At 37.2% G+C, this 21,892-nt stretch carries 20 protein-coding genes; 2 read left to right on the top strand and 18 right to left on the bottom strand.

The window, feature by feature from the left end; all coding sequences use genetic code 11:
• Positions 1-28: 28 nt before the first annotated feature.
• Positions 29-853, bottom strand: coding sequence for a mechanosensitive ion channel domain-containing protein (locus ABJQ32_12420; GenBank protein ID MEP5290448.1), 825 nt, complete (start codon positions 851-853; stop codon positions 29-31).
• Between the two features lie 176 nt (positions 854-1,029).
• Here ABJQ32_12420 and ABJQ32_12415 point away from each other — a divergent pair, with 176 nt between their 5' ends.
• Positions 1,030-2,703, top strand: a complete 1,674-nt coding sequence (locus ABJQ32_12415) for an AGCS family amino acid carrier protein (protein ID MEP5290447.1) — start codon at positions 1,030-1,032, stop codon at positions 2,701-2,703.
• 74 nt (positions 2,704-2,777) lie between these two features.
• Here the strand turns inward: ABJQ32_12415 and ABJQ32_12410 are convergent, their stop codons facing one another.
• The 4 genes from ABJQ32_12410 to ABJQ32_12395 all read right to left on the bottom strand — a co-directional run bounded on the left by ABJQ32_12410 (position 2,778) and on the right by ABJQ32_12395 (position 8,751).
• Positions 2,778-5,072 carry a T9SS type A sorting domain-containing protein gene (locus ABJQ32_12410; GenBank protein MEP5290446.1) on the bottom strand — a complete coding sequence of 765 codons (2,295 nt, stop codon included), beginning with the start codon at positions 5,070-5,072 and terminating at the stop codon, positions 2,778-2,780.
• A gap of 110 nt (positions 5,073-5,182) precedes the next feature.
• Positions 5,183-7,471, bottom strand: a complete 2,289-nt coding sequence (locus ABJQ32_12405; protein MEP5290445.1) for a LytTR family transcriptional regulator DNA-binding domain-containing protein — start codon at positions 7,469-7,471, stop codon at positions 5,183-5,185.
• Between the two features lie 400 nt (positions 7,472-7,871).
• Positions 7,872-8,321, bottom strand: coding sequence for an SRPBCC family protein (locus ABJQ32_12400; GenBank protein MEP5290444.1), 450 nt, complete (start codon positions 8,319-8,321; stop codon positions 7,872-7,874).
• Positions 8,322-8,409: 88 nt separating this feature from the next.
• Positions 8,410-8,751 carry a TfoX/Sxy family protein gene (locus ABJQ32_12395; GenBank protein MEP5290443.1) on the bottom strand — a complete coding sequence of 114 codons (342 nt, stop codon included), beginning with the start codon at positions 8,749-8,751 and terminating at the stop codon, positions 8,410-8,412.
• Positions 8,752-9,039: 288 nt separating this feature from the next.
• Between ABJQ32_12395 and ABJQ32_12390 the strand changes: the two genes are divergently transcribed.
• Entirely contained in the window at positions 9,040-9,864 is an 825-nt protein-coding gene (locus ABJQ32_12390) for a methylated-DNA--[protein]-cysteine S-methyltransferase (GenBank protein MEP5290442.1), read from the top strand.
• On the opposite strand, the gene ABJQ32_12385 is transcribed toward ABJQ32_12390, so the two are convergent.
• The 13 genes from ABJQ32_12385 to radC form a co-directional block, all read right to left on the bottom strand.
• Positions 9,861-10,313: a GNAT family N-acetyltransferase gene (locus ABJQ32_12385; protein MEP5290441.1), complete on the bottom strand. Its 453-nt coding sequence runs from the start codon at positions 10,311-10,313 to the stop codon at positions 9,861-9,863. The two genes, ABJQ32_12390 and ABJQ32_12385, sit on opposite strands and share 4 nt — an antisense overlap.
• On the bottom strand, positions 10,310-11,518 hold the full coding sequence (gene lysA / locus ABJQ32_12380; protein MEP5290440.1) for a diaminopimelate decarboxylase: 1,209 nt from the start codon (positions 11,516-11,518) through the stop codon (positions 10,310-10,312). Before lysA ends, ABJQ32_12385 begins: the two co-directional genes overlap by 4 nt.
• Before the next feature lie 190 nt (positions 11,519-11,708).
• Positions 11,709-12,233, bottom strand: coding sequence for a hypothetical protein (locus ABJQ32_12375; GenBank protein ID MEP5290439.1), 525 nt, complete (start codon positions 12,231-12,233; stop codon positions 11,709-11,711).
• A 404-nt stretch (positions 12,234-12,637) separates the two neighbouring features.
• Positions 12,638-13,153: a hypothetical protein gene (locus ABJQ32_12370; protein ID MEP5290438.1), complete on the bottom strand. Its 516-nt coding sequence runs from the start codon at positions 13,151-13,153 to the stop codon at positions 12,638-12,640.
• A 49-nt stretch (positions 13,154-13,202) separates the two neighbouring features.
• Positions 13,203-14,768: a ribonuclease Y gene (rny, locus tag ABJQ32_12365; GenBank protein MEP5290437.1), complete on the bottom strand. Its 1,566-nt coding sequence runs from the start codon at positions 14,766-14,768 to the stop codon at positions 13,203-13,205.
• Between the two features lie 60 nt (positions 14,769-14,828).
• Positions 14,829-15,113, bottom strand: a complete 285-nt coding sequence (locus tag ABJQ32_12360) for a cell division protein ZapA (protein MEP5290436.1) — start codon at positions 15,111-15,113, stop codon at positions 14,829-14,831.
• A gap of 13 nt (positions 15,114-15,126) precedes the next feature.
• Complete coding sequence (locus ABJQ32_12355; protein MEP5290435.1) at positions 15,127-15,423, bottom strand: hypothetical protein; 297 nt, start codon at positions 15,421-15,423, stop codon at positions 15,127-15,129.
• Positions 15,424-15,425: 2 nt separating this feature from the next.
• On the bottom strand, positions 15,426-17,837 hold the full coding sequence (gene pheT, locus ABJQ32_12350; protein ID MEP5290434.1) for a phenylalanine--tRNA ligase subunit beta: 2,412 nt from the start codon (positions 17,835-17,837) through the stop codon (positions 15,426-15,428).
• 132 nt (positions 17,838-17,969) lie between these two features.
• Positions 17,970-18,476, bottom strand: a complete 507-nt coding sequence (locus tag ABJQ32_12345) for a hypothetical protein (GenBank protein ID MEP5290433.1) — start codon at positions 18,474-18,476, stop codon at positions 17,970-17,972.
• Positions 18,477-18,570: 94 nt separating this feature from the next.
• Complete coding sequence (locus ABJQ32_12340) at positions 18,571-19,671, bottom strand: helix-turn-helix domain-containing protein (GenBank protein ID MEP5290432.1); 1,101 nt, start codon at positions 19,669-19,671, stop codon at positions 18,571-18,573.
• Between the two features lie 266 nt (positions 19,672-19,937).
• Positions 19,938-20,222 carry a hypothetical protein gene (locus ABJQ32_12335; protein ID MEP5290431.1) on the bottom strand — a complete coding sequence of 95 codons (285 nt, stop codon included), beginning with the start codon at positions 20,220-20,222 and terminating at the stop codon, positions 19,938-19,940.
• A 299-nt stretch (positions 20,223-20,521) separates the two neighbouring features.
• Positions 20,522-21,115, bottom strand: a complete 594-nt coding sequence (locus ABJQ32_12330; protein ID MEP5290430.1) for a DUF1684 domain-containing protein — start codon at positions 21,113-21,115, stop codon at positions 20,522-20,524.
• A 25-nt stretch (positions 21,116-21,140) separates the two neighbouring features.
• The gene (gene radC, locus ABJQ32_12325) at positions 21,141-21,833 is read right to left on the bottom strand and encodes a DNA repair protein RadC (GenBank protein MEP5290429.1); all 693 of its coding nucleotides are present in this window, start codon (positions 21,831-21,833) and stop codon (positions 21,141-21,143) included.
• Between the last annotated feature and the right edge of the window lie 59 nt (positions 21,834-21,892).

Here is a 21,892-nt window from a genome sequence, read left to right as displayed (position 1 = left end):
TGTTTTATTTCATTGACTTTGATCAGCCCTATTTGTGAACATGAACATCCATCTGAGGGAAGGGAATGTTGAGCCCAACCTCATTAAACTTATTATATACTTTCTCATTCATATCAAAGTGAACTCCCCAATAGTCGGCAGCTTCTACCCAAATTCGAACCACAAAATTCACGGAGCTATCAGCTAGTTCAGATACCGCAATAAAGGGTTCTGGATCTTTTAAAATTCTGTCATCAGCATTTATCAATGTCATAAGAGTTTCCCTGGTCTTATCAGTACTGTCACCATAACCAACACCAAATGTGAAATCAACTCTTCTTCTGGGCTCTGTTGAATAATTGGTTAGTGCTGAATTGGCTAAGCCTCCATTTGGAATAATGATTGTTTTATTATCGGGAGTCTTCAAGAAAGTGTTGAAAATTTGAATAGCATGTACAGTTCCAGAGTAACTACCTGTGTCAATCCAATCACCCACCTTGAAAGGTTTCAATAACAGGATAATAACTCCACCGGCAAAATTTTGAAGAGTCCCCTGTAGCGCAAAACCTACAGCTAAACCAGCAGCTCCTAATACAGCTACAAAGCTTGTTGCTTGAATACCCACCATGCCAATCACAGAGATGAAAAGCATAATTTTTAGTATAGCTCCTAGGAGTGATTTTAAGAATGGACTCAGTGAAGGATCTACATTTCGCTTATTCAATGTTTTTCCAAACGTTCGAACAAGAGCACCGATGATCCAAAGGCCAATAATTAGAGTTAAAATGGCGGTAACGACTTTCGGACCCCAGGTCCATATAAGATCAATCAGTTGCTCTGAATGTTCAGAGGCATCATTAATCATTTCTTCCATGTGTGTTTAGGTTTTAAGTTTTAATAGTGTTCTATGGAGAAAGATACAGAAATTGACCTTTTTGAGGCTAAATATTCCGCTTAAACTAAAAGCTGCGTAATGACTTGTTTTGAAATTAGTGTGATTCATTAAAAAGGCTATTTTTGTCGGATTCAGAAAACCGAAAAAATTAATTCATGCGAGAGCTTAACGATTTTCTTTCTCTAATAGATAGCTACATTGGTAGCTCTATGTGGTTTCCATATGCTTTGTTGGGAACAGGGCTATTCTTCACTATTTACTTAAAGTTTCCTCAGATAAGATATTTCAGATTTGCTTTTAAAGTAGTAAAAGGAAAATTTGATAAGGAAGATGACGAAGGAGACACAAACCATTTCCAGGCACTAACTACTGCACTTTCGGGTACCGTTGGGACGGGAAATATTGCAGGAGTAGCGCTTGCAGTTCACATTGGAGGACCAGCGGCTGTTTTTTGGATGCTTATGACAGCTGCAGTGGGTATGTGTACAAAATTTGTGGAAGTCACCTTATCACATAAATACAGAGAGAAGACAGCTGATGGTACAATGGCTGGAGGACCTATGTACTACATGAAAAATAAATTGAATATGGGATGGTTGGCTGCAATTTTTGCGGGAGCAACAGTCTTATCTTCTTTTGGTACAGGTTCTTTACCTCAGATAAATAGTATAGCGGATTCTCTGAATGCTACTTTTGGTTTTGATGAAATGCTGGTAGGAGGAGTACTAGCTGTTTTATTAGGTCTGGTAATCATCGGAGGAATCAAGCGAATAGCTGCTGTAACCTCAAGACTTGTGCCTGCAATGGCATTGATATACTTCATTGGAGCTTTTGCGGTGATTTTCTACAATATTGGAAACATTGTTCCATCATTCGTCTCCATTTTCGCAGACTTGTTTTCGGGTTCTGCTGCTACAGGTGGTTTCTTAGGAGCATCTATTGCGTTTGCTTTTAATAAAGGAGTGGGAAGAGGTCTTTTTTCCAATGAAGCTGGTCAAGGTAGTGCGCCGATTGCCCATGCAGCAGCGAAGGGACATGAGCCCGTTTCGGAAGGCTTTGTAGCTATACTTGAGCCATTCATTGATACTATTGTGATTTGTACAGTTACTGCTTTGGTTCTACTTTCATCAGGTGTGTGGAATGAGAAACTCCCCAATCAGTTTGATTACACAGACATGTCGATCGTTCAGGGTATTTATTCAGACGCTACTGATGTGGGTAAACAAGAGCTCTATGGTCATATAAGTGAAACTAATTCGTTACCACTATTCAATGGATCACTTGATGTGGTAGATGGAGAAATTCAAAACGAAGTATCAATCATTAATGCACGATCACTTGCGGAGGAAGTAAGAATTTCAAGTGAGGGAACTCCTATGAATGGATCTGTAAACATAATTAACGGAAAGCCTGAAAACTTAGACCTGATATTTGAAGGCAAATCTTTGGTTCACAGTGCACCACTTACAGCAGAAGCATTTACCAGAAGCTTTTTTGGAGAATCAGGGAAGTATATCGTTTCTATTGGACTCCTCATGTTTGCGTTTAGTACGGCTATTAGCTGGTCTTACTATGGTGACAGAGCCATGACTTATCTCTTTGGACCTAAATCAGTGAAATATTATAGATTGGTTTATGTGGTGGCATTTTTCGTTGCTTCTTTCGCTGATACAACGATTATTTGGACACTCTCCGGAATCACAATAGCGGTAATGACTTTACCGAACCTTGTGGGTATTCTGATGCTCAGAAAAGATATGAAACAGACGATTGCTGAATTTTGGGATGGATTCAAAAAAGAATATCCTGACGAGAAAGCACCTGAGTAGAGCTTCAAGTAATGAGTGGAAAAAACAGAAGCCCTACCTTTTTTAGGTAGGGCTTCTGTTTTTGAATTGATGGACTATTCTTTTATAACTCGCACAGTAGAAGCCCATGTTTCATTGGAAACTTTCACTAAGTACATGCCTTGTTCAAATCTACTAAGGTCTAAAGCAGTCCTTTCAGAAGAGATCTCTTGTTTTAAGAAACTTCTTCCGTCTAATCGTGTGACTTCTAACGTGTAGTTTTTGTCAGAATCAAAATTCTCTATCAGAACAGATGTGTTTCCATCGGTAGGATTAGGAGTAACGACAACAGCAATTTCACTATCATCGATAATATCTCCTGGAGGATCCGACCAAGTAGTTGTATTCGTGTAGATGGTGCAATTCTCATGATCTGTAAGCTTTAGAGTTAATGTTAATACGACTCCAGAGCCCGGTGTATATGGGAAGTAGATCAGCTGATCTACCGAATTGACTGTGGTAGTGCCATCCGAAATTGTCCAAAAATGGTCATTGATCCACGGATTTGTTCCTACTCGCTTAAATCGTGCATAATTAGCGTTTGAAGGAGGGAGCGAATAAAATCCATCAAACTGAGATAAAGCGAAAGGATGCGAAGAGTAATTCGACAATTGGTCATAAACAGTGAACGTAAATGTTTGAGATCCGCATATGGTGTGCACGGTCGCCGTGTAAGTGCCATCTCCCTGATTGGGAATCTGATAATCGGATCCACCACTGGATATTGGATTTCCTTCATACGTCCACTCAATTCCATAAAAACCCTGATAACCAAGCATTGGATTTGACCCCCATCCAACAAAGGCAGGATATTTACCTTTCAATGAACAATAGCTATAATATTTGATAGGAGGAATGTTTGGTAAATCATTCTGAACTTCGATACTATACCATTTCTCACATAAGTTTTCATCTGTCACTTTGAGATTGTATTGTCCATACTGGTTTGGATTAAAACAAGAGCCAAAACCTTGACTGAGCTGTGATCCTGACAAAGACCAGTAATATGTGAATCCTGGATAATCTTCCACACATACTTGTGGAAAATTGTTTCCGCATGCTGTAACGACTGAAGGTAACGTGATAGGCGTATACAGTAATTCTCCATCCACCTGGCTTGGCAGTGGTCTAAATTTTTCTGAAATACCGACTGAGTATTCATCCACAATTAATGGCATGTCTAGGTTAATCCACAATGAGTTTGGATCGTTGGAATCTGCCAGCGAGCTCATGCCAATCCCTCCTGCAAAATACATTTTTCCATCATGAGCTACTTCAATGGATGCAGATTCGAAAGAACTTCTCTGCTGAGCGAAAGTATTTGCTTCGCCTGCATTCAGAAAAGAAGGAGCTAGTGAATTAATAACAGACGAAGTAGACACATCGACATATTGTAAATATGGATAAACGTTTTTGGTGAAATACAGGTAGTTTCCATCAATGGAAAACTCTACCCCTTTAATCAGTCCGTTTGTTGTGAATATGGAGTTACTAACCAGGTTTCCAGCGTTATCTATGCTGAGTAGTTCGCCGAATGATACATTAGACTCCTGTGACATGGTTGCATAGCGATAACTTCCATCTATGAGTTTTACTACTTCTGCTTCATGTAGGTAGTCTCCTCCAGATCCGGATTTTTGAAAAAATTGGCCATCATAAGTAATCCCCGATTGACTCAGAGTTATCTTATGAACCCATTCATCGTCTTCAAATAAAACGAGTCGTTCTCCACTATTATTTATTTTAGAAATCGATATGTTTCGAACTGAATTTTCCCCATTGTTATTAGATACATTGGAGTACACTTGGTTTCCTGGAATCCAATTAACACCATTCGGATAGAGTGTTCCATTTGTATCCACCAGGAATGTGTTAAGACTGATGTCATATATCCAATAGTGAATTTTGACCGCTTGATTCTCCCAAGCGTATCTAAAAATGTAGTACTTGCTACAGTCATATGGTACCCGAGCGATTGCTAAATCCTGATCATGAAGATGATCGTAATCAAGTTCGTAAAAGGGTGAATAGGATTGATCAACCAACGTGAAAATATTATTCCCGCTAGCGTCAAATACCTCATCATGCGCAATATAAATTTCCAAATCTCCATTTTCGTCATATATCGCATTGTCAGCTTCCTTGAAAGAGTACAACCAGCTATTGGACGGTGGCATTAATAGAGAAGGTGGAGCTTGCAGGACTGGTCCTAAATTGGGCCTGAGGTCCACGATTTTAGAACCTAACTCAGTTTGATTTTTAATAAACCACTGAGGTTGCTGAGCTAAACTTACCGATCCCTCAAACAGTAGGATAAGTAGTATTAAATTTTTTAATTCCGTAATTTTCATAGGTGTTTTGTTTTGTAAACATTTCCAAACCTATGATTGAGAGTTATTTAAAGTGATTCATAATCAACGACTTGTGACGAAACACCGTGAAAAAGTGATAAACCAAAGTGTTATAATACAATTTTATTTAATTCCTTGAGGTAGGTTTCCCCGATCTGGATTTTGTGGTCGCCTATCAATAAGTGTTTTCTCCCTTTTTGGGTGACTTTATCTATTCTAACAATGTATGATCTTCTGACTCTTATAAATTCAAGTGGGTCAGGAGTTAGTTTAAAAAAATTTCCGATTTTTTCTCTAAAAAGATAGTTGTCTTTTTCAGTTACTACTTTTAAATAATTTCCTTCAGACTTAACGAAAAGAATATCTTTCGTTTGTATTTTGATTTCTTTCCCTGCGTCTTTTATTAGAATATGCGATGGATTTCTATTTACTTTCTTGAGGCCCTGTCTTAAGAGTTCTCTTATCAGGTCACGATTTCTGGCAAAGACTCGGTAACGGAAAAACAAATAGGCTAGCAAAAAGATGGCTATGACGCTGGCTAGGATAAACCACCATGTTTTCCAATAGGGAGGATATATTGTAATGAGGGTATTCAACCTTTCTGATTGCCATGTTTTATTCCTTCCTTTTAATTCAACAATGAAGTGATATTCACCATCTGGTAGTGTGGAATATAAAGCGGTTCTGCTTTCGGTATAATTCCAATTATCTTCAAGTCCTTCAAGTTTGTATCTGTAAATCAATTTTTCGGATTCATTGAATGAAATTCCTGAAAACCTGAACTCGACACGATTCTTATCATACGGAAGGAAAAGAGATTTTTCCTTATTCAAGACTTTTTCATTGATTAAAACTCCCTGGCTTTTAAGAAAATAATTGATAGTTTTTTTTGGTTGAGATAGCAAGTTTTTAGAGAAGCAACTCAACCCTTCTCTTGTGGCTACCCAAACAGTATCTCTAGTTATTTCAATGTCCGTTACTTCATTACTAATTAGCCCATCGTTAAATTCAATGGTTTCAATTTCGTATGAATTGTCTTGGTGGAATTTAATCCGATTCAAGCCAGTATTCGTACATACCCATAATGTGTGGCTATCTTCTACATACAGTTTTGATACAAAGTCGCCAGTAAGCCCTTGCTTTTGAGATATCGTCCACATAGTATGCTCATCGTAAAATATCGTACCATACCCACTTGATGCTAAAACCAGGTAGTCGTTTAAAATACATAGATCATTTAGGCGTGAGGATAAAATGGCATTGCTACTATCCTTGCGTATAGCTCTATCATTTTTCTTCACAAAAAGTCCAGTTTTGCAGGCTAAATACATTTCTTCATTGAAGAAGTCCAGATCATATACTCTGATTCCGGAGAGCTCACTTTTTAGTTCACCATTTTCTTCAGTTATTGAACTAACTCCAAAGTGGTTGTTGACATAAGCTAGTTTGTTTGATGAATCGTGTACAATTTGGAAGCCTATGTTCGAACCTATGAACATACTATCTTGGCTTTGATCATTATGTAAATAGAAGTCTGAACTATAGTATAAAGTCTCTCTTGATGGATCCTGAAAAAGGTGAGCGTTTATCGAATGTTCGGTAGCTTCATGCACGAGCTTAAAAGAACCGTGGAATTTTCTGTAAATATCTCCATTACGCAGACCCACCCAAAGATTTTTAGAGTTATCTACAGCAAGGTCAGAAATCCCTACCTTGCCGTTAGGCAGGCTGAAGTTTAACATTTTTTTATTCTTAACATAAAATACCCCATTTCGAAGAGTAGAGATCCACAAACCTCCTTCATGATCAGCATAAATCATAGAAATGGAAAGGCCATCTAAAATATGACGAGTGAGATTTCCATATTGATCAAATATTCTGACACCACCAGAAATGGATGACACCCAAAAGTGTGATTCATCTAATTTTGAAATTTCCAGAATGAAACGGGAAATTGGAATGGAACGAACTTTTCCTACACTATCTATTTGTGTAATACCGTTTTCAAGGGTGAAAAAATTGTTTCCCGAAGCATCAAAATAGGCACCATCAATGTTGCGAGGGGTTTTTTCTACGCTAGAATGAAACGACTTGTTTATCAGTCCAGTAGGTTTAGGATATTTTGATTTAGGACGATCATAATAAGTGAACCCATCGGGATTTAATTTTTGTATATAATTAATTTCTATGTGGCCTCTCTCAATACTCCCTAAATAGTTTTCATGAGCTCCATTGGGTAGAATTTTTAAATATCCGGTATGATGCAGGAAAGTGAAATAGAGGGTGCCTTCTGAATCAAAAGTGAGATTGTTTATAATATGACCTTGGGGGAGGTTTTGTAGTACTTCGTTATATTCATAAGGGCGGAAAGAGGGTGATTCTCCTGAGATGATGAACATTGTTTGATTAAATGCCGAGCACCATATTTCACCATTTTCATTTTTAAAAAAATTAAAGGTGGTATTATCTGGCAACCCATCCTTTATACTGTAATGTTTAAAATCATACCCATCATATCGGCAGAGCCCATTGTCTGTAGAAAGCCATAAATAACCCCAATCATCTTGAATGATATCATATACTTCAGAACTAGGTAAGCCATTTGAAGTCGTATATTGGGTGTATTGATAGTCTTGCGACAGCAGAGGTATAGAGAGGAAGATGAGTATATACTTTAAAAAGGCCTTCTTCTCAGTCCTGCAATAAAGTCCTTGAATTATGCAATTGATACTTAATTATACACAATTTCGGAAACAAGCAAATACTTAATTACGAGACTAATTCTATTTAACCTCTTTGTTACCCCCCGTACTTCGGATTTCCTTCTGCAAAGGATTTGAAGTCCTCCATGTAGACTTTGCTTTGTTTTTTAAAAGCAGATTTGCCCATGAAGAAGGCCATTACTTTCATGAATCCTGAGCAATTAAACTCTGACTCGGAAATCCACTTTGTACTTCCATCTTCCTCTTTAAAAAAGTTTTTCTGTAGATTTCTCACTCCCTTGGTTTCATATATTCCATGAAATTCTTCAGGAGGATTACGATGCGTGATGGTTTCTATCATTGTCAAGCTTCTCTTACCTAGTTCGTACTTTAATTTAGTTTTAGCACCTACTTTCCCAGCATCACCCGAAAGGACTTCCTTGCTTTGAAAGCCTTTTTGCCAAAACTTCATATTTTCAGGGTCACCGAAAAGCTTGCCTACTTCATTCTTAGGCCGATTGATAGTGATTTCGCATGTATATTTCATGATTCGTAGTTTTCACCAATGTTAGGGGAATGAGGCAAGATTGAAAACTTTCAAAATCAAGAAAAATAAAAATCACCCGTTTGGGTGATCATTTCTTTTTGGAGGATATGGCTTCTTTGTTGAACTCCAAGCATTGGTCGACCCAATGAGCTAATTGAGTGTCATTATCCCAGCCCTCTGAATCAACATATAGATAACCTTTCATAGGTCTTTTTGTGAAGTCCATGAGCCGGGCACCTATTTTTTGTAAATAATCATTATAAGCATGCGGACCGACACGTGCCATTAGGTCATCTTTAATTACTCCTACACACATTTTATCATCAACCATGATACATAATCCACCCATCATCTTTTTTTCTTCAAATAGAATATTTCTTCTGTTTAACTCTATGCGTAGTTTGTCAGCTAAATGTTCGTTAAAAGCCATATTTACTAAATTAAAAAATACGTGTTCAATTTTCGGTTGTTTTCACATCACAATCCATTCTACTTTTGAATTATGACTAGTGTTCCTTCAACTAACGAAATGTATCAAGCTCTTTTGGACAAAAATTCTCAATATGAAGGTGTTTTTATTGTGGGAGTAAGGACCACTGGTATTTTCTGCAGGCCCACATGCTCTGCGCGTAAGCCAAAATATGAAAATGTGGAATTTTTCCCCTCGACAAAAGATGCACTTGCAAATGGATACCGAGCGTGTAAAATTTGCAGACCTATGAAAAATTATCAATCTGCTCCAGATTGGTTGGTTCCATTACTCAAAGAGGTTGAAGCTAAGCCCGAAAAAAAGTGGAAAGATTTTGAACTTAGTCTAATGGGCTATAGCCCCTCTAGAGTACGACGATATTTCAATAAGACTCATGGAATAACATTTCAAACGTATCTTCGGATGAGTAGAATTAATGGGGCTTTTTTAAAAATTAGGGAAGGACAAACGGTGACAAAATCAGCGTTTGAGCAAGGATATGATTCGCTGAGTGGTTTTTCAGAAACTTTTAAGAACATAACAGGATTTACACCAGGTATGGAAGGTCAAATAATTACAATCAATCGAATAGCAACACCATTGGGACCCATGATGATAGGGGTGACTGATGAGGGATTATGTCTTCTCGAGTTTACGGATAGAAAAATGCTTGAGACTCAAATTGAAAGGCTTAAAAAGAGAATGAGATCTGAGATGGTTACTGGACAACATCCAATGATTGATAAAGTAAGTGAGCAGTTGAATGAATATTTTGAGGGGAGAAGAAAAGAGTTTGATGTGAAAATGGTTGTTCCTGGAACTGAATTCCAACAAAAAGTGTGGGACGCATTAAACAAGATTCCATATGGGGTTACGCGTTCTTACAAACAGCAAGCCAATGTGGTAGGAGATGTCAAAGCGGTAAGGGCAGTGGCACGTGCAAATGGAGAAAATCGTATCTCTATTATTATTCCGTGCCACCGCATTATAGGATCTGATGGTAGCATTGTTGGTTATGGTGGAGGTATTCACCGCAAACAATGGCTTCTCAAACATGAGTTTGAAAACAACTAACCATTAGTTAACTCCCATTCATAAAAGTTAGAAGTTTCGTTTAGCTGAAATCCAGTTTTGGGATATAGTTTGTTGCCAACGAAATTGGTTTTATCAGTTTCTAAATACATCCCGCAAGCCCCACTATCCTTAACTAGTTTTTTTGCTCTATCAATTAACTTAATGGAAACTCCTTTTCCCCGATAATCTTCATTGACAAACAAATCATTAAGAAGCCAAAACTTGCTCATTCTAGTGGAAGAGAAGAGAGGATATAATTGAACAAATCCAATGAGCTGACCCTGATCTTCGCATACATAAACTTCTGAATCTTGTTTATGCATTCTTTCTTCTAAAAACTTTTTAGCACCGTCTACATCTGAACCCTTCTTATACCAAACCCTATAGCTATTGAATAAGGTGGCCAATGATAACAGGTCGTCTTTAATTGCGCTCCTTACCTCCATCATTCAAAAAGATTTAGTTCTACTTGCGTACTGAGTAAATCATCTATTGTTTCTCTTCTCTTTATTAAGTGGTCTTTTCCGTCAACTATCAAAACTTCTGCAGGTCTAGGTCTGGAGTTATAGTTTGATGCCATGGTAGCGCAGTATGCTCCCGCATTTTTGAAAACTAAATAATCACCTTTTCTTACTTCTGAAATAATTCTGTCAGAGGCAAAGGAGTCCGTCTCACAGATGTATCCTACCACATTATACACTTTTCTTTCGCCATCAGGATTAGAAATATTTTCTATTTCGTGGTGAGCATTGTAAAACATTGGTCTAACGAAATGATTGAAGCCACTGTCCACACCAACAAACGTACACGAAGTAGTCTGCTTGATAAGATTTGCTTTGGTTACAAAATATCCGGCATTACTTACCATGAATTTTCCGGGCTCAAATTCTAGTGTGTATTCTTTTCCTTGCTTTGTACAAAAGTCTTTGAAAGATTTGCTGAATTTTTTTCCAAATGCGGTAATATCAGTATGCAAATCATCAGGCTTATATGCGACCTTAAATCCGCTACCAAAATCGATATGAGTGACTGTATCAAACTTTTCTACGACACTGAATACTAGTTCCGCAGCTTTTATGAAAACGTCTGCATCTAAAATATCTGAACCGGTATGAACATGCACACCCATAACATTAATATTCAGTTTTTTCACAATTCGCTCAATATTTGGAACTTGATGTATGGATATCCCAAACTTTGAATCAATATGTCCAACAGAAATATTCTGATTTCCACCAGCCATTAAATGAGGATTGATTCGTACGTAGAGAGGGATCTCTGGATGATTAAGTCCAAAATATTCAAGTGTGTAAAGATTATCCACATTTATTTTTACTCCCAGAGCAATGGCTTCCTCATATTCATCAATGGAGATATTATTGGGTGTAAAAAGTATATCCTCAGCGGTAAAACCAGCATTAAGTCCAAGTTGGACTTCTCCTAAAGAAACACAGTCAAGACCAGCACCCAATGATTTGAAAAGTTTTAATACAGCTTGATTATTCAGCGCTTTACATGCATAGTGTACTTTTAGTTTGTCAACTTTAAATGCTTCAATAAACTGTTTGTAGTTTTTTTTCATTTGATCAGCATCATACACATACAAAGGGGAGCCATGAGACTCAGCGGCTTGAATCAAGCTTGCATTTTTCATTTTAATAATTCGTAAAACGGTTAAACAAAAAAACCGAAGCGCTAACTCCGGTTTTGAAAATTCTTTATATAAATATTTATCAATAGCCGGATCTACTGGAGTCGTTTAGACTTCTTGTCAGATTTCTTCTTGTTAGACCAGCTTGATTTATTCATGGCTCAAAAATAGTTATTTTTCTATTCTATATCCTTTATGGATTTTCATATGTTCCTGTCACAGTGCCAGTAAGCTTAACGCCTTCCTCAAATGGTACATCAAATGTTAAGCTATAGGTATTTCCTGATCCGGAGATGGATACCGTCCCATTTGCAAGGGCCTCTCGTGTATCAGTATTAAATCCCTCAATAGTGGTTACGGTAAGATTAACATATAGATCAGGATCGTTGGTAGTTGTGGCATAATCTCCATTCTCAAGACTGGCAGTACCCTTCGAAACTGCAGTCATCCTTATTTCAATTTTATTGTTACTAAATGAGACTGTATTTGGCTCAATCAATTCTACGGTACCATCACCCAAAAAGAATTGAGCAAATGCATCTCCATCATCATCTTGGCTAGCAAAGACACCACTCTTCATACGGAAAGACTTTCCATTATAGGTTAGGGTACCACTAAGGCCTTCATTGGTACTTGGATCTGGTACCGGGGCATCATCTCCACAAGATGAAATAATCAGCAACGAAAGAATTAAAAGCAGTAAAAATGTTTTTTTCATGATCTAAAATTTAATTGATTACTACATAGCAAAAGCCATTGCACAGGTCTACCTTATTAATTCAACTTTTATTTGACTTGGGAGAATGCATACTTTTTTCGATTTTTTTTGTGAAATATTAACGGATAGATCGCCGGTATGTTTAAGATCTACATTTTAGCTTCTACCTATACACTAAGTTCACGTCCTGCCTGAGTTAAGCTTGCATTTTTCATTCTAATAATTCGTAAAACGGTTAAACAAAAAAACCGAAGCGCTAACTCCGGTTTTGAAAATTCTTAATGAATATTTATCAATAGCCATATCTACAGGAGTCGCTTAGACTTCTTGTCAGATTTCTTCTTGTTTATCCAGCTTGTTTTATTCATGGGGCAAAAATAGTTTTTTTCTATTTAACAATATCCTCATGGATTCTCGAACGTTCCCGTTGCAGATCCAGTAAGCTCAACTCCTTGACCAAAAGGTACATCGAATGTTATATTGTAGGTGTTTTGTGATCCTGAAATGCTTACAGACCCACCTGTAATGGCTTCTCTGCCTACTGGATTTCCATTATCCAAAATCGTAACTGCTACATCGGCATACAAGTCTGGAACATTTGTGCTAGTTGCATACTCACCACTTTCCAATGTCGCAGTGCCTCTTGAAGTAGCTACTACGGAAATGATGATTTGACTATCACTACTAGAAACACCTGTATTCGTAGGTTCAATAGTGCCATCAGCAAAGAAAAACGCTCCTTCGGCATTACCATCCTCCATTGATAGAGAAAAAAAACCATTTGCTATGGCGTAAGATTGACCATCGAAATTGAGGGTGCCACTTAATCCTATGCTAGGTGTATCGTCACTGTCATCATCACCACAAGATGAAATGAATAAAATGGATAGCATGGAGATTGATAAAAGTAGCTTTTTCATAATGATATAATTTGTTTGATCAAGGTAGGTCTTTTATTTTTTTGACTTACTATTTCGCAAACGCAACAGCTCGTGTTTCTCTGATTACGGTTACCTTTATTTGTCCAGGATACTGCATGTCTTTCTCTATTTTTTGAGAGATATTAAATGATAAGTCACTGGCCTGCTTGTCATCTACATTTTCTGCATCAACCAATACTCGTAGTTCACGACCTGCTTGAATAGCATAGCATTTATTTACACCATCAAAGTTATGCGCTATACTTTCCAAATCTTTTAGCCTTTTCAAGTACTGTTCCATGATTTCACGTCTTGCTCCTGGACGAGAGCCAGAGATCGCATCACATGCCTGAACGATAGGCGAGATCATAGAAGTCATTTCAATTTCATCATGATGTGCGCCGATTGCATTACAGACTTCACCGTTCTCCTTATATTTTTTTGCAAGCTCCATTCCAATAATTGCATGAGGTTTTTCAGGTTCTTCTGGCCATACTTTGCCGATATCATGAAGAAGGCCTGCTCGCTTAGCTAGCTTAGGGTTAAGTCCAAGTTCCGATGCTAGTGTTGCACACAAATTCGCAACTTCTCTTGAGTGCTGCAATAGATTTTGGCCATATGAAGACCTGAACCTCATTCGCCCAATCATTTTAATCAATTCGGGGTGTAGTCCATGGATTCCTAAATCGATCACAGTACGTTCTCCAATCTCGACTATTTCTTCATCGATATTTTTAGAAGTCTTATTTACGATTTCCTCTATTCTTGCTGGGTGAATTCTCCCATCCTGAACTAACCTATGAAGTGATAATCTAGCAATCTCTCTTCTCACAGGATCGAACCCAGAAATGATGATTGCTTCGGGTGTATCGTCTACTATAATCTCAACGCCTGTGGCCGCTTCCAAGGCACGAATGTTTCTCCCCTCTCGGCCAATTATTTTCCCCTTGATGTCATCGCTTTCTATATTGAAAACTGATACTGTATTTTCAATGGCATGTTCTGTGGCAGTTCGTTGTATTGCTTCAATAACAACCTTTTTAGCTTCTTTTGTAGCAGTCATTTTTGCCTCTTCCACTATTTCTTTGATGTGAGCAGATGCACTAGTACGAGCTTCATCTTGTAGTGCTTCCATCAATTGAGCTTTAGCTTCTTCTGCTGGGAGGTTAGCCGCTTTTTCCAAAATAGCGACTTGTTGTTTTTGCATTTTCTCAAACTCGTCTTTGCGCTGACGAGCAATTTCCATTTGCGTTGAAAGTGTTTCTTTGAGTTGATTTACCTCATCTTCTTTTTGCTTCGCGTGTTCAAACTGCTTATTAAGATTCGCTTCTTTCTGTTTTAGTTTTTGCTCATTAGTGATGATGATATTTTTTTTGCGGTTTGATTCTTCTTCAAACTCACTTTTCTTTTTAAGAAAATTCTCTTTTGCTTCGAGAATTTTATCTTTCTTGATGTTTTCCGCTGATACTTCGGCCTCTTTAAGGATAAGCTTACTTTGCTCTTCAGCTTCTTTAATTTTTTTACTGGCTCCTTTGCCTTGTAGTGCTCTACCAACTAAAAATCCTATTGCTAAGGATATGATAGATCCTATTATAATTATTGTCGTGGTGTCCATGTGCGTATATTTGATTATTCAAATAACAGGACAGTCAGGTCAGCTAAATCAAGTTATATATCAGATAGAGTCTGTGATGAGTTGGTTTAGTTTCGAAATCTCTCCAAGTGCAAAATCATCAGATGCTTCTGATGATTCCTCTCGTTTTAGTTTCTCTACAAGACAATCAAAAGCTACCATGGCCGACAAATCCTGCGTGTCGTCTATACCGAACTGGTTTTGGTAGTTTTTTATTTTCTCGTTTAATAATTTTCCGGCTCTTCTAATTCTCTCTTCGTCCTCTGCCTTTACTCTCATGGGATATTCCCGATTCCCAATTCTGATTTTTATGGATAGTTCTGCCATTCGGTTAATTTATTTATTCTGCCAAATGGGCAATACATTTATCTATCTCCTTGACGTAGCTATCTATCGCTTCTTTCAGCTGTGCTGAATCTCCTTCACTGACTACCGTGTTATTAACTAGTTTATTTATTTTCACTTGATCCTGAAAGGTATTAAGATTTGCCTCTTGGCTCTTCATCTTATCTTTCAGCATGCCATTTTCTGTTCTAGTATCATTCAATTCGTCCTTTAAGCGTTTATTTTCACTAAGGATAAGTTGAACCTTTCTCTCCAGGTTTTGAAATTCACGATATAGTTTTTCGCTAGGCATTCTTATTTTCGTATAACCGCTCCGAACTCTTTTTCATACAAGTTCATCAGACTGTTCATACTTTTATCGATCTGTTTATCTGTTAAAGTTTTGAATTTATCTTGAAGAAAAAAACTAATTGCGTAAGCTTTTTTTCCTTTTTCTATTTTATCGCCCTCATAGATACTGAAAAGGTCCATTCTGTTCAATAATTTCTTTTCTTGTTTAAAAGCAAGTTGTTGAATATCCGAATATGAGATTTTTTTATCTAATACTAACGAAAGATCTCTTTTTACTTCTGGGTATTTCGGAATTGGTTCGTATGCGATATCAGACTTATAGAGTTTTAAGATAGAATTCCAACTTAATTGAGAGTGAAAGACTTCTTGTTTGATTCCGTAGATTGAAAGTAATTCTTTTTTTAGCTTACCAAGAATCCCAAGCATTCTTCCTTCTTTCTTAATTACCACACCGTATTCATAAAGTGAGTCTTTTTCTGAAGGTATAATCTCTGTTTTCCGGATTCCAGCATATTTTAACATCCCCATAACTGAAGTGCTTAAATCGTGAAATGAACTTTTACGAGATTGATCTAACCAATTCTCTTCAGTAGTATTACCAGTAAGATAGAATGACAACCATTCGTCTTCTACGTATTTAGCATTTTCTTTTTTGTAGGACCGTCCAAACTCGAAAAATTTCAAATTCGGATTTCTACGGTTGATATTATAGGCGACAGACTCTAATGCTGTATAAACAGGAGAGGTCTTCATGATCATTAACTCTTCGCTAGAAGGATTGAGCATCTTCACTGGCTCGCCACCAAGTGGAAATTTTTCATGATACTTAGGGTTGGTCAAAGAGTTCGTAAGAATCTCCGAGTAACCACGACCAGAGAGAAAACGGGAGATGTCTTCTTGAACTCTGTAAGGTTCAAATTCATTGAATTCAGCCAAATAATCTGCTGAAAACTCTTCATCCAGCTCCACTTCATTGAATCCGTAAATTCTAAGAACCTCTTCTACTAAATCGGCAGGACGAGTAACATCACTTCTGTAAGCTGGTACTATTGCCCTGAAGCTCGACTTAGAAATACTTTCTGTTCTGATATCCAACCAGTTCAGAGTTTCTATGATCAGATTATGATCTAATTCCTTCCCAATCAACCAATGAAAGTTTTGAAAAGTAATCTCAATTTCTTTTTCTAAAATGGGATTTGGATAGATGTCTACAATATCAGAGGCTACATATCCTCCAGCTATTTCAAGAATTAGCGAAGTAGCCAGCTCAATTGCTGGAATTGTCATTTCTGGATCAGCGCCTCTTTCATATCTAAAGGAAGCATCAGTAGAAATTGTATGCCTTTGAGCTGTAGACCTGATTCCGTCAGCTTCCCAGTAAGCGCTTTCCAGAAAAATGTCCGTTGTACTTTCAGTTACTCCAGATTTTAAGCCACCTAAAACACCAGCCATACACATGCCTTCTTCCTCGCCATTGCAAACCATTAAGTCTTCATTGGTGAGCTTCCTTTCTTTACCTTCAAGTGTTGTGAATGGCGTTTTCTCCTTGAGGGTTTTGACGATTATTTTATCTCTTTTTATAAGAGAAGCGTCATATGCATGCATGGGTTGACCAATAGCATGTAGAACATAGTTGGTAATATCAACTATGTTATTGATTGGTTCAAGACCAAGAGATCTCAGCTTCCACTGTAGCCAACCAGGAGAGTCTTTGACTTGTAATCCTCTGATGGTAATACCAGAAAATCTAGGACACCTTTCGCTATTTTCCACTTTCACCTCGATAGGTCTATCTGGCTTAATATCAAATGAGTTTGGCTTAGGCACCCTAAGTTCTTTTTGAAAGTGGGCTTTTAAATCGCGAGCAGCTCCCATATGTGAAGTCGCATCTCCACGATTAGGTGTAAGTCCAATTTCGAAAATATGATCTTCTCCGGTCTCAAAAAGTTCAATAGCGGGAGTTCCGTTCGGTTTGTCTGTATCTAGAATCATAATGCCGTCATGGCTTGTGCCAAGACCTACTTCATCTTCTGCACAGATCATTCCTTCGGAGACTTCACCTCTAATTTTAGCTTTCTTGATTTTGAAAGAGTCGCCTTGAGTCGGATGGATGGTGGAATTAATTGTTGCGACTAAAACTTTTTGTCCACTAGACACATTAGGAGCTCCGCAAACAATATCAGAAGGTTCTGCTGTTCCAATATCAACTTTGGTTACCTTGAGTTTGTCTGCATTGGGATGTTGCGCGCATTCTAATACTTCGCCTACCACAATTCCTTCAAGTCCTCCGGGAATTTTCTCTACTTTTTCAATACCCTCAACTTCTAACCCTGTTTGGGTAAGAATATCTCCAAGTTGTTCTGGGCTTTCTTTGAAATCGATGAATTCTTTAAGCCAATTGTACGAAATCTTCATGCGCTACTCTATCTCTGAATTAAGTAAGCAAAAATAAAGAATCTGCTGAGCAGGCTTGAAGAACTTGTGATTAAGTTGAAAATAAAAGTCCTCAACACATAAGTGTCAAGGACAATAAGAAGAATTGTTGATTTACTTAGAGAGCTCGATACGCGCATTGGTGTGATCACCTTCACAATCACGTCCAGCAGTGAGATTAATAATTATTTTTCCAGAGTCTTCTACCTTACCCTCCCCTCTAAAATCACTACTGCAATCAGGAATTGTTCCGGCATACTTAAAATCTGATATTATACCGTCTTTTAGGGTAAAACTAATAGTCCCGTCATTCGGATTGCTGCTACAACAAGACGTATGTGTTCTGGTATAGAAAAACTCACCGACCCATTTATTCTCGTCTTCTGTTTCTTTAATGATAGCAGAGGCTGGATAGTTTTTATAAACACTTCCATTTGAAGCATTAGACCACCATCCGCCGATGTATCTACCAGTGAATGTTTGTTCGACAAACTCTTTTTCTGGAACCTCTTCGATTTCTGGTTCTGAGTCTTCGGAGCATGATAAACATGCGAAGGAGATAGTTAAAGCGATTATACACACAGGCCATTTGCCTAGAAATTGAATGTTAGAATTTTTCATCTCTTTTAATTTTGATGTTTAAATTGAGATTCTAACTTATTGGGTCAAGTCACATTGATCGACTGAATGGGTACAGTCGTACTTATTTGAGAAATTATGAATGGTTCTTTACATAATCGCTTGGCGTATCGCCGATCAGCGACTTAAATGCTTTATTAAAAGTAGATTTTGAATTAAATCCGACATCCATAGCCAGTGCTAGCAATGTGTGCTTTTGATGCTCTTTCCTCTCAATTTTTTCTTTAAAAGCATTAATTCTAGTTTGATTGATGAAATCATAAAAAGACTTTTGATGGACATGATTGAGGTACCACGACAGGTTATTCGAAGATGTGTTTAATTGTTCTGAGAGGTCTTTTAGGGTTAAGTCTGAATTGAGGTATACCTGTTCTTCTTCAATTAAGAATTTGAGTTTACTTCTTAGTTCTTGTATTTCGTTTGGGTTTAGCCGTTTGCGGTTTGCTATGGATTTTTTTAATGAGTCCCTCAAAATTTCAGGACTACTTAAACTAAAGTACCCAACTATATAAAAGATGACAGGGGTAATCATCCAGAAGATGTCGTAACTAATGAAAGATAAATTGATTCCTGAAATAGATAGAGTAAAACTTAACAACCAAATAGTTGCCAATACAGAAAATATTCCTAGAAAACGGAATAGGTATCGTTTAGTCGTTAGTGAATTTTTTGATCCAAAAAAAAGCTTGGATGAAGTGGTTTTTCTTAAATGAAAAAATGAAAGAACTATATAAGTGCATAGTGAAACAAGACCAAGCCCCTCAATAGATGCAATGATCAGGCGCAAAGGGCCATTGAAATAGAATTGATTTAATTCGGATAAACTAAAACTAAATGTAGCTCCCACATAAATAAGATGTAATAAAGCAGGAATGTAATGAGATTTGGAAAATATGAAATTTCCCTTGCTAAGCTTAATGATGTAGAGATAGATCAATGGGCCGAAAAGGAAAAGCGTTGTGTCAACCAATCCTGCAAGACGGATCACCCATTCATCATTGAGTGCAGAATATAATATTCTACCAGCAAGCATAATTGTAGCAAGCAGAATAATTATTGCCAATACTTTGTTGGCTGGATTATTTGTATTCTTAGAGAAAGGGATCGCAAGTGCAAGAAAAAGACCCTGACTAATTCCAAAAAGGAGAAAGATGTAGTAGAAATTGATCAGATTCATGATGTCTTAACAAGTATGGATAGATTTCCCCTGAAAACATTTATTAGCCAACCTAACTATACTGAATGTTTTTTAAACAGTCTTCTTCTTTTTTAATGGTTTGGATATAAATATAAATGTGTGAGTGTTTATGCTTTAATAAGTTAGTCTACAAGCTTTGATAGAATCATAAAAAAAGGATTCTTCAATGAATCCCTTTAATTTCAATCTCTTTAAATCACTGTCTTTGATCGTGACAGGTTACTTAACTAAATGCATAATTTTAGTTAGCAGTCTCTACTACAAACAGAAACTCCAAAAAGACCAACGTCAACTTGGACCTGTGCACAGGTTCCAAGTCCTACAACATCATCAAAGCCTTGGGCAACTAAACTTTCCACTTCTTCTGGACTTGTTCCAATTCCTACCAAATCCCATCCATCCGGACACCTACCAAAAGGATCAGGATCTGAAGCTCTAATGTCAAATTTTCCTGGGTTGATATCCTTTAGAATGGCTTGTTCATTATTTTGAACCGAAAATGGAAAACGTGAAATAGTCGATTTCATCATCTTCCTTGATTGCTCCCCTTAATTCACTAAGCACTTCTTGATAGAATTTTAATTTCTCGGTTTCATCAACAGGGACTTTAAATTCATTCCAGATAAATCGAGACCTGATAAATCTAAAACAATAGGTTCTTTTGAATCTTGCTCTTGACAGGAGCAAAATGATAATAATATTATACTGAAAAATGCAATAGTGAGATTTTTCATAGTTTTTAAATTTTAGCTGTTATTAAATATAACGTTCAATTAATAAAAAATAATTTTTCATATAACTTTTTTATCTACTGAGATAGCACTAAAAATTATTCTACATATTTTTCACCAGCTTCAATTCGAATATCTAATAGATTTTCAATCGGTGGTAGTGGACACGTGAAATCGTCGAAGTAGGCACAATAGGGATTGTAAGATTTATTGAAATCCAATTCAATTTGATCTGATTTACCTACTGAAACATCCAGATATTTTCCACCTCCATACGTAAGTACTCCACTTGTTCCATCCCCAAAAGCAAGAAGGTACTGATTGCCAAACCCAAGAGCCTTCAGAAGTAGCAAGGAATGTTTTTGGCCTTTAAACTTGAAATGAATATTTGCAAATTTTAGGTAGGTCGTTGTGGTACCATCACTATTTCCCAGTACAAGTGTTTCTCGCTTACTCAATCGCTCAAGCTCACCTATTATTTTATAGTCAGGGTTTGGGTCGAAGTACTGAACCTCCTTATACGCCACTCCCTTTTCAACGAAAGGGCTTGCCTGAGAAGTTCTATAGAAGTTGTGCTTATCTTCCCAATACTGGTCTATTTCTTTGACATACTCTTCTGATGATCCACCAGATTGAGTTAGAAAGAAAATGATAAACACCACAGGAATAATAAGTATCCAGATTTTTCGCATTGCACAAATTTAAAAACCAATGGACTTATAATTGACCTTCATCCGCGAAACTAAAGAACCCCTCATTTGTAAGAATAAGATGGTCTAATACTGTAATGTCTAATGAATTTCCTGCTTGTTTTAATCGATTTGTTAAATTGATATCTTCTGTACTTGCTTTGAGGTTTCCACTTGGATGGTTATGAGCTAGAATGATTCCGCTTGCGGTCTCTTCTAGAGCGCGTTTGAAAATAATTTTAGCATCTACGACCGTTCCAGATACACCACCACGACTTATCATTTCCTTTTTAATGACTTCATTGTTCCGCTTTAATAATATCAACCAGAACTCTTCGTGATTGAGATCCATTAAATCTCCTTTAAGCAGGTTATAGGCATCTTTGGAGGCTTTGATCTTGACTCGCTTGGAGGGCTCTACTTCTTTTCTTCTTCTTCCTACTTCTAACGCTGCAACTATGGATATGGCTTTTGCTCCTCCTATTCCTTTAAATTTCTGTAAATCTTTAACAGATAAGCGAGCTAAGGAAGATAGATTGTTCTCGCACTGATTTAAAATATGTTGTGCGAGTTCAACAGCTGTTTGGTCTTTATTTCCAGATCCAATGAGAATAGCGATGAGTTCTGCTTCAGAAAGAGCTGATTTGCCTTTAAGTAGTAGCTTTTCTCTAGGTCTATCTTCTTCTGCCCAACTCTTTATAGTCAAACGGTTGTCTTTCATTGACTATGTAAAATAAAAAACCCTGCGTAATTGCTTACACAGGGTAAAAAAAATTTCTT

Source organism: Marinobacter alexandrii (assembly GCA_039984955.1).
Lineage (GTDB): Bacteria > Bacteroidota > Bacteroidia > Cytophagales > Cyclobacteriaceae > Ekhidna.
Note: the sequence above shows the minus strand (reverse complement) of the source record. Positions and strands in the feature narration are given on the sequence as shown.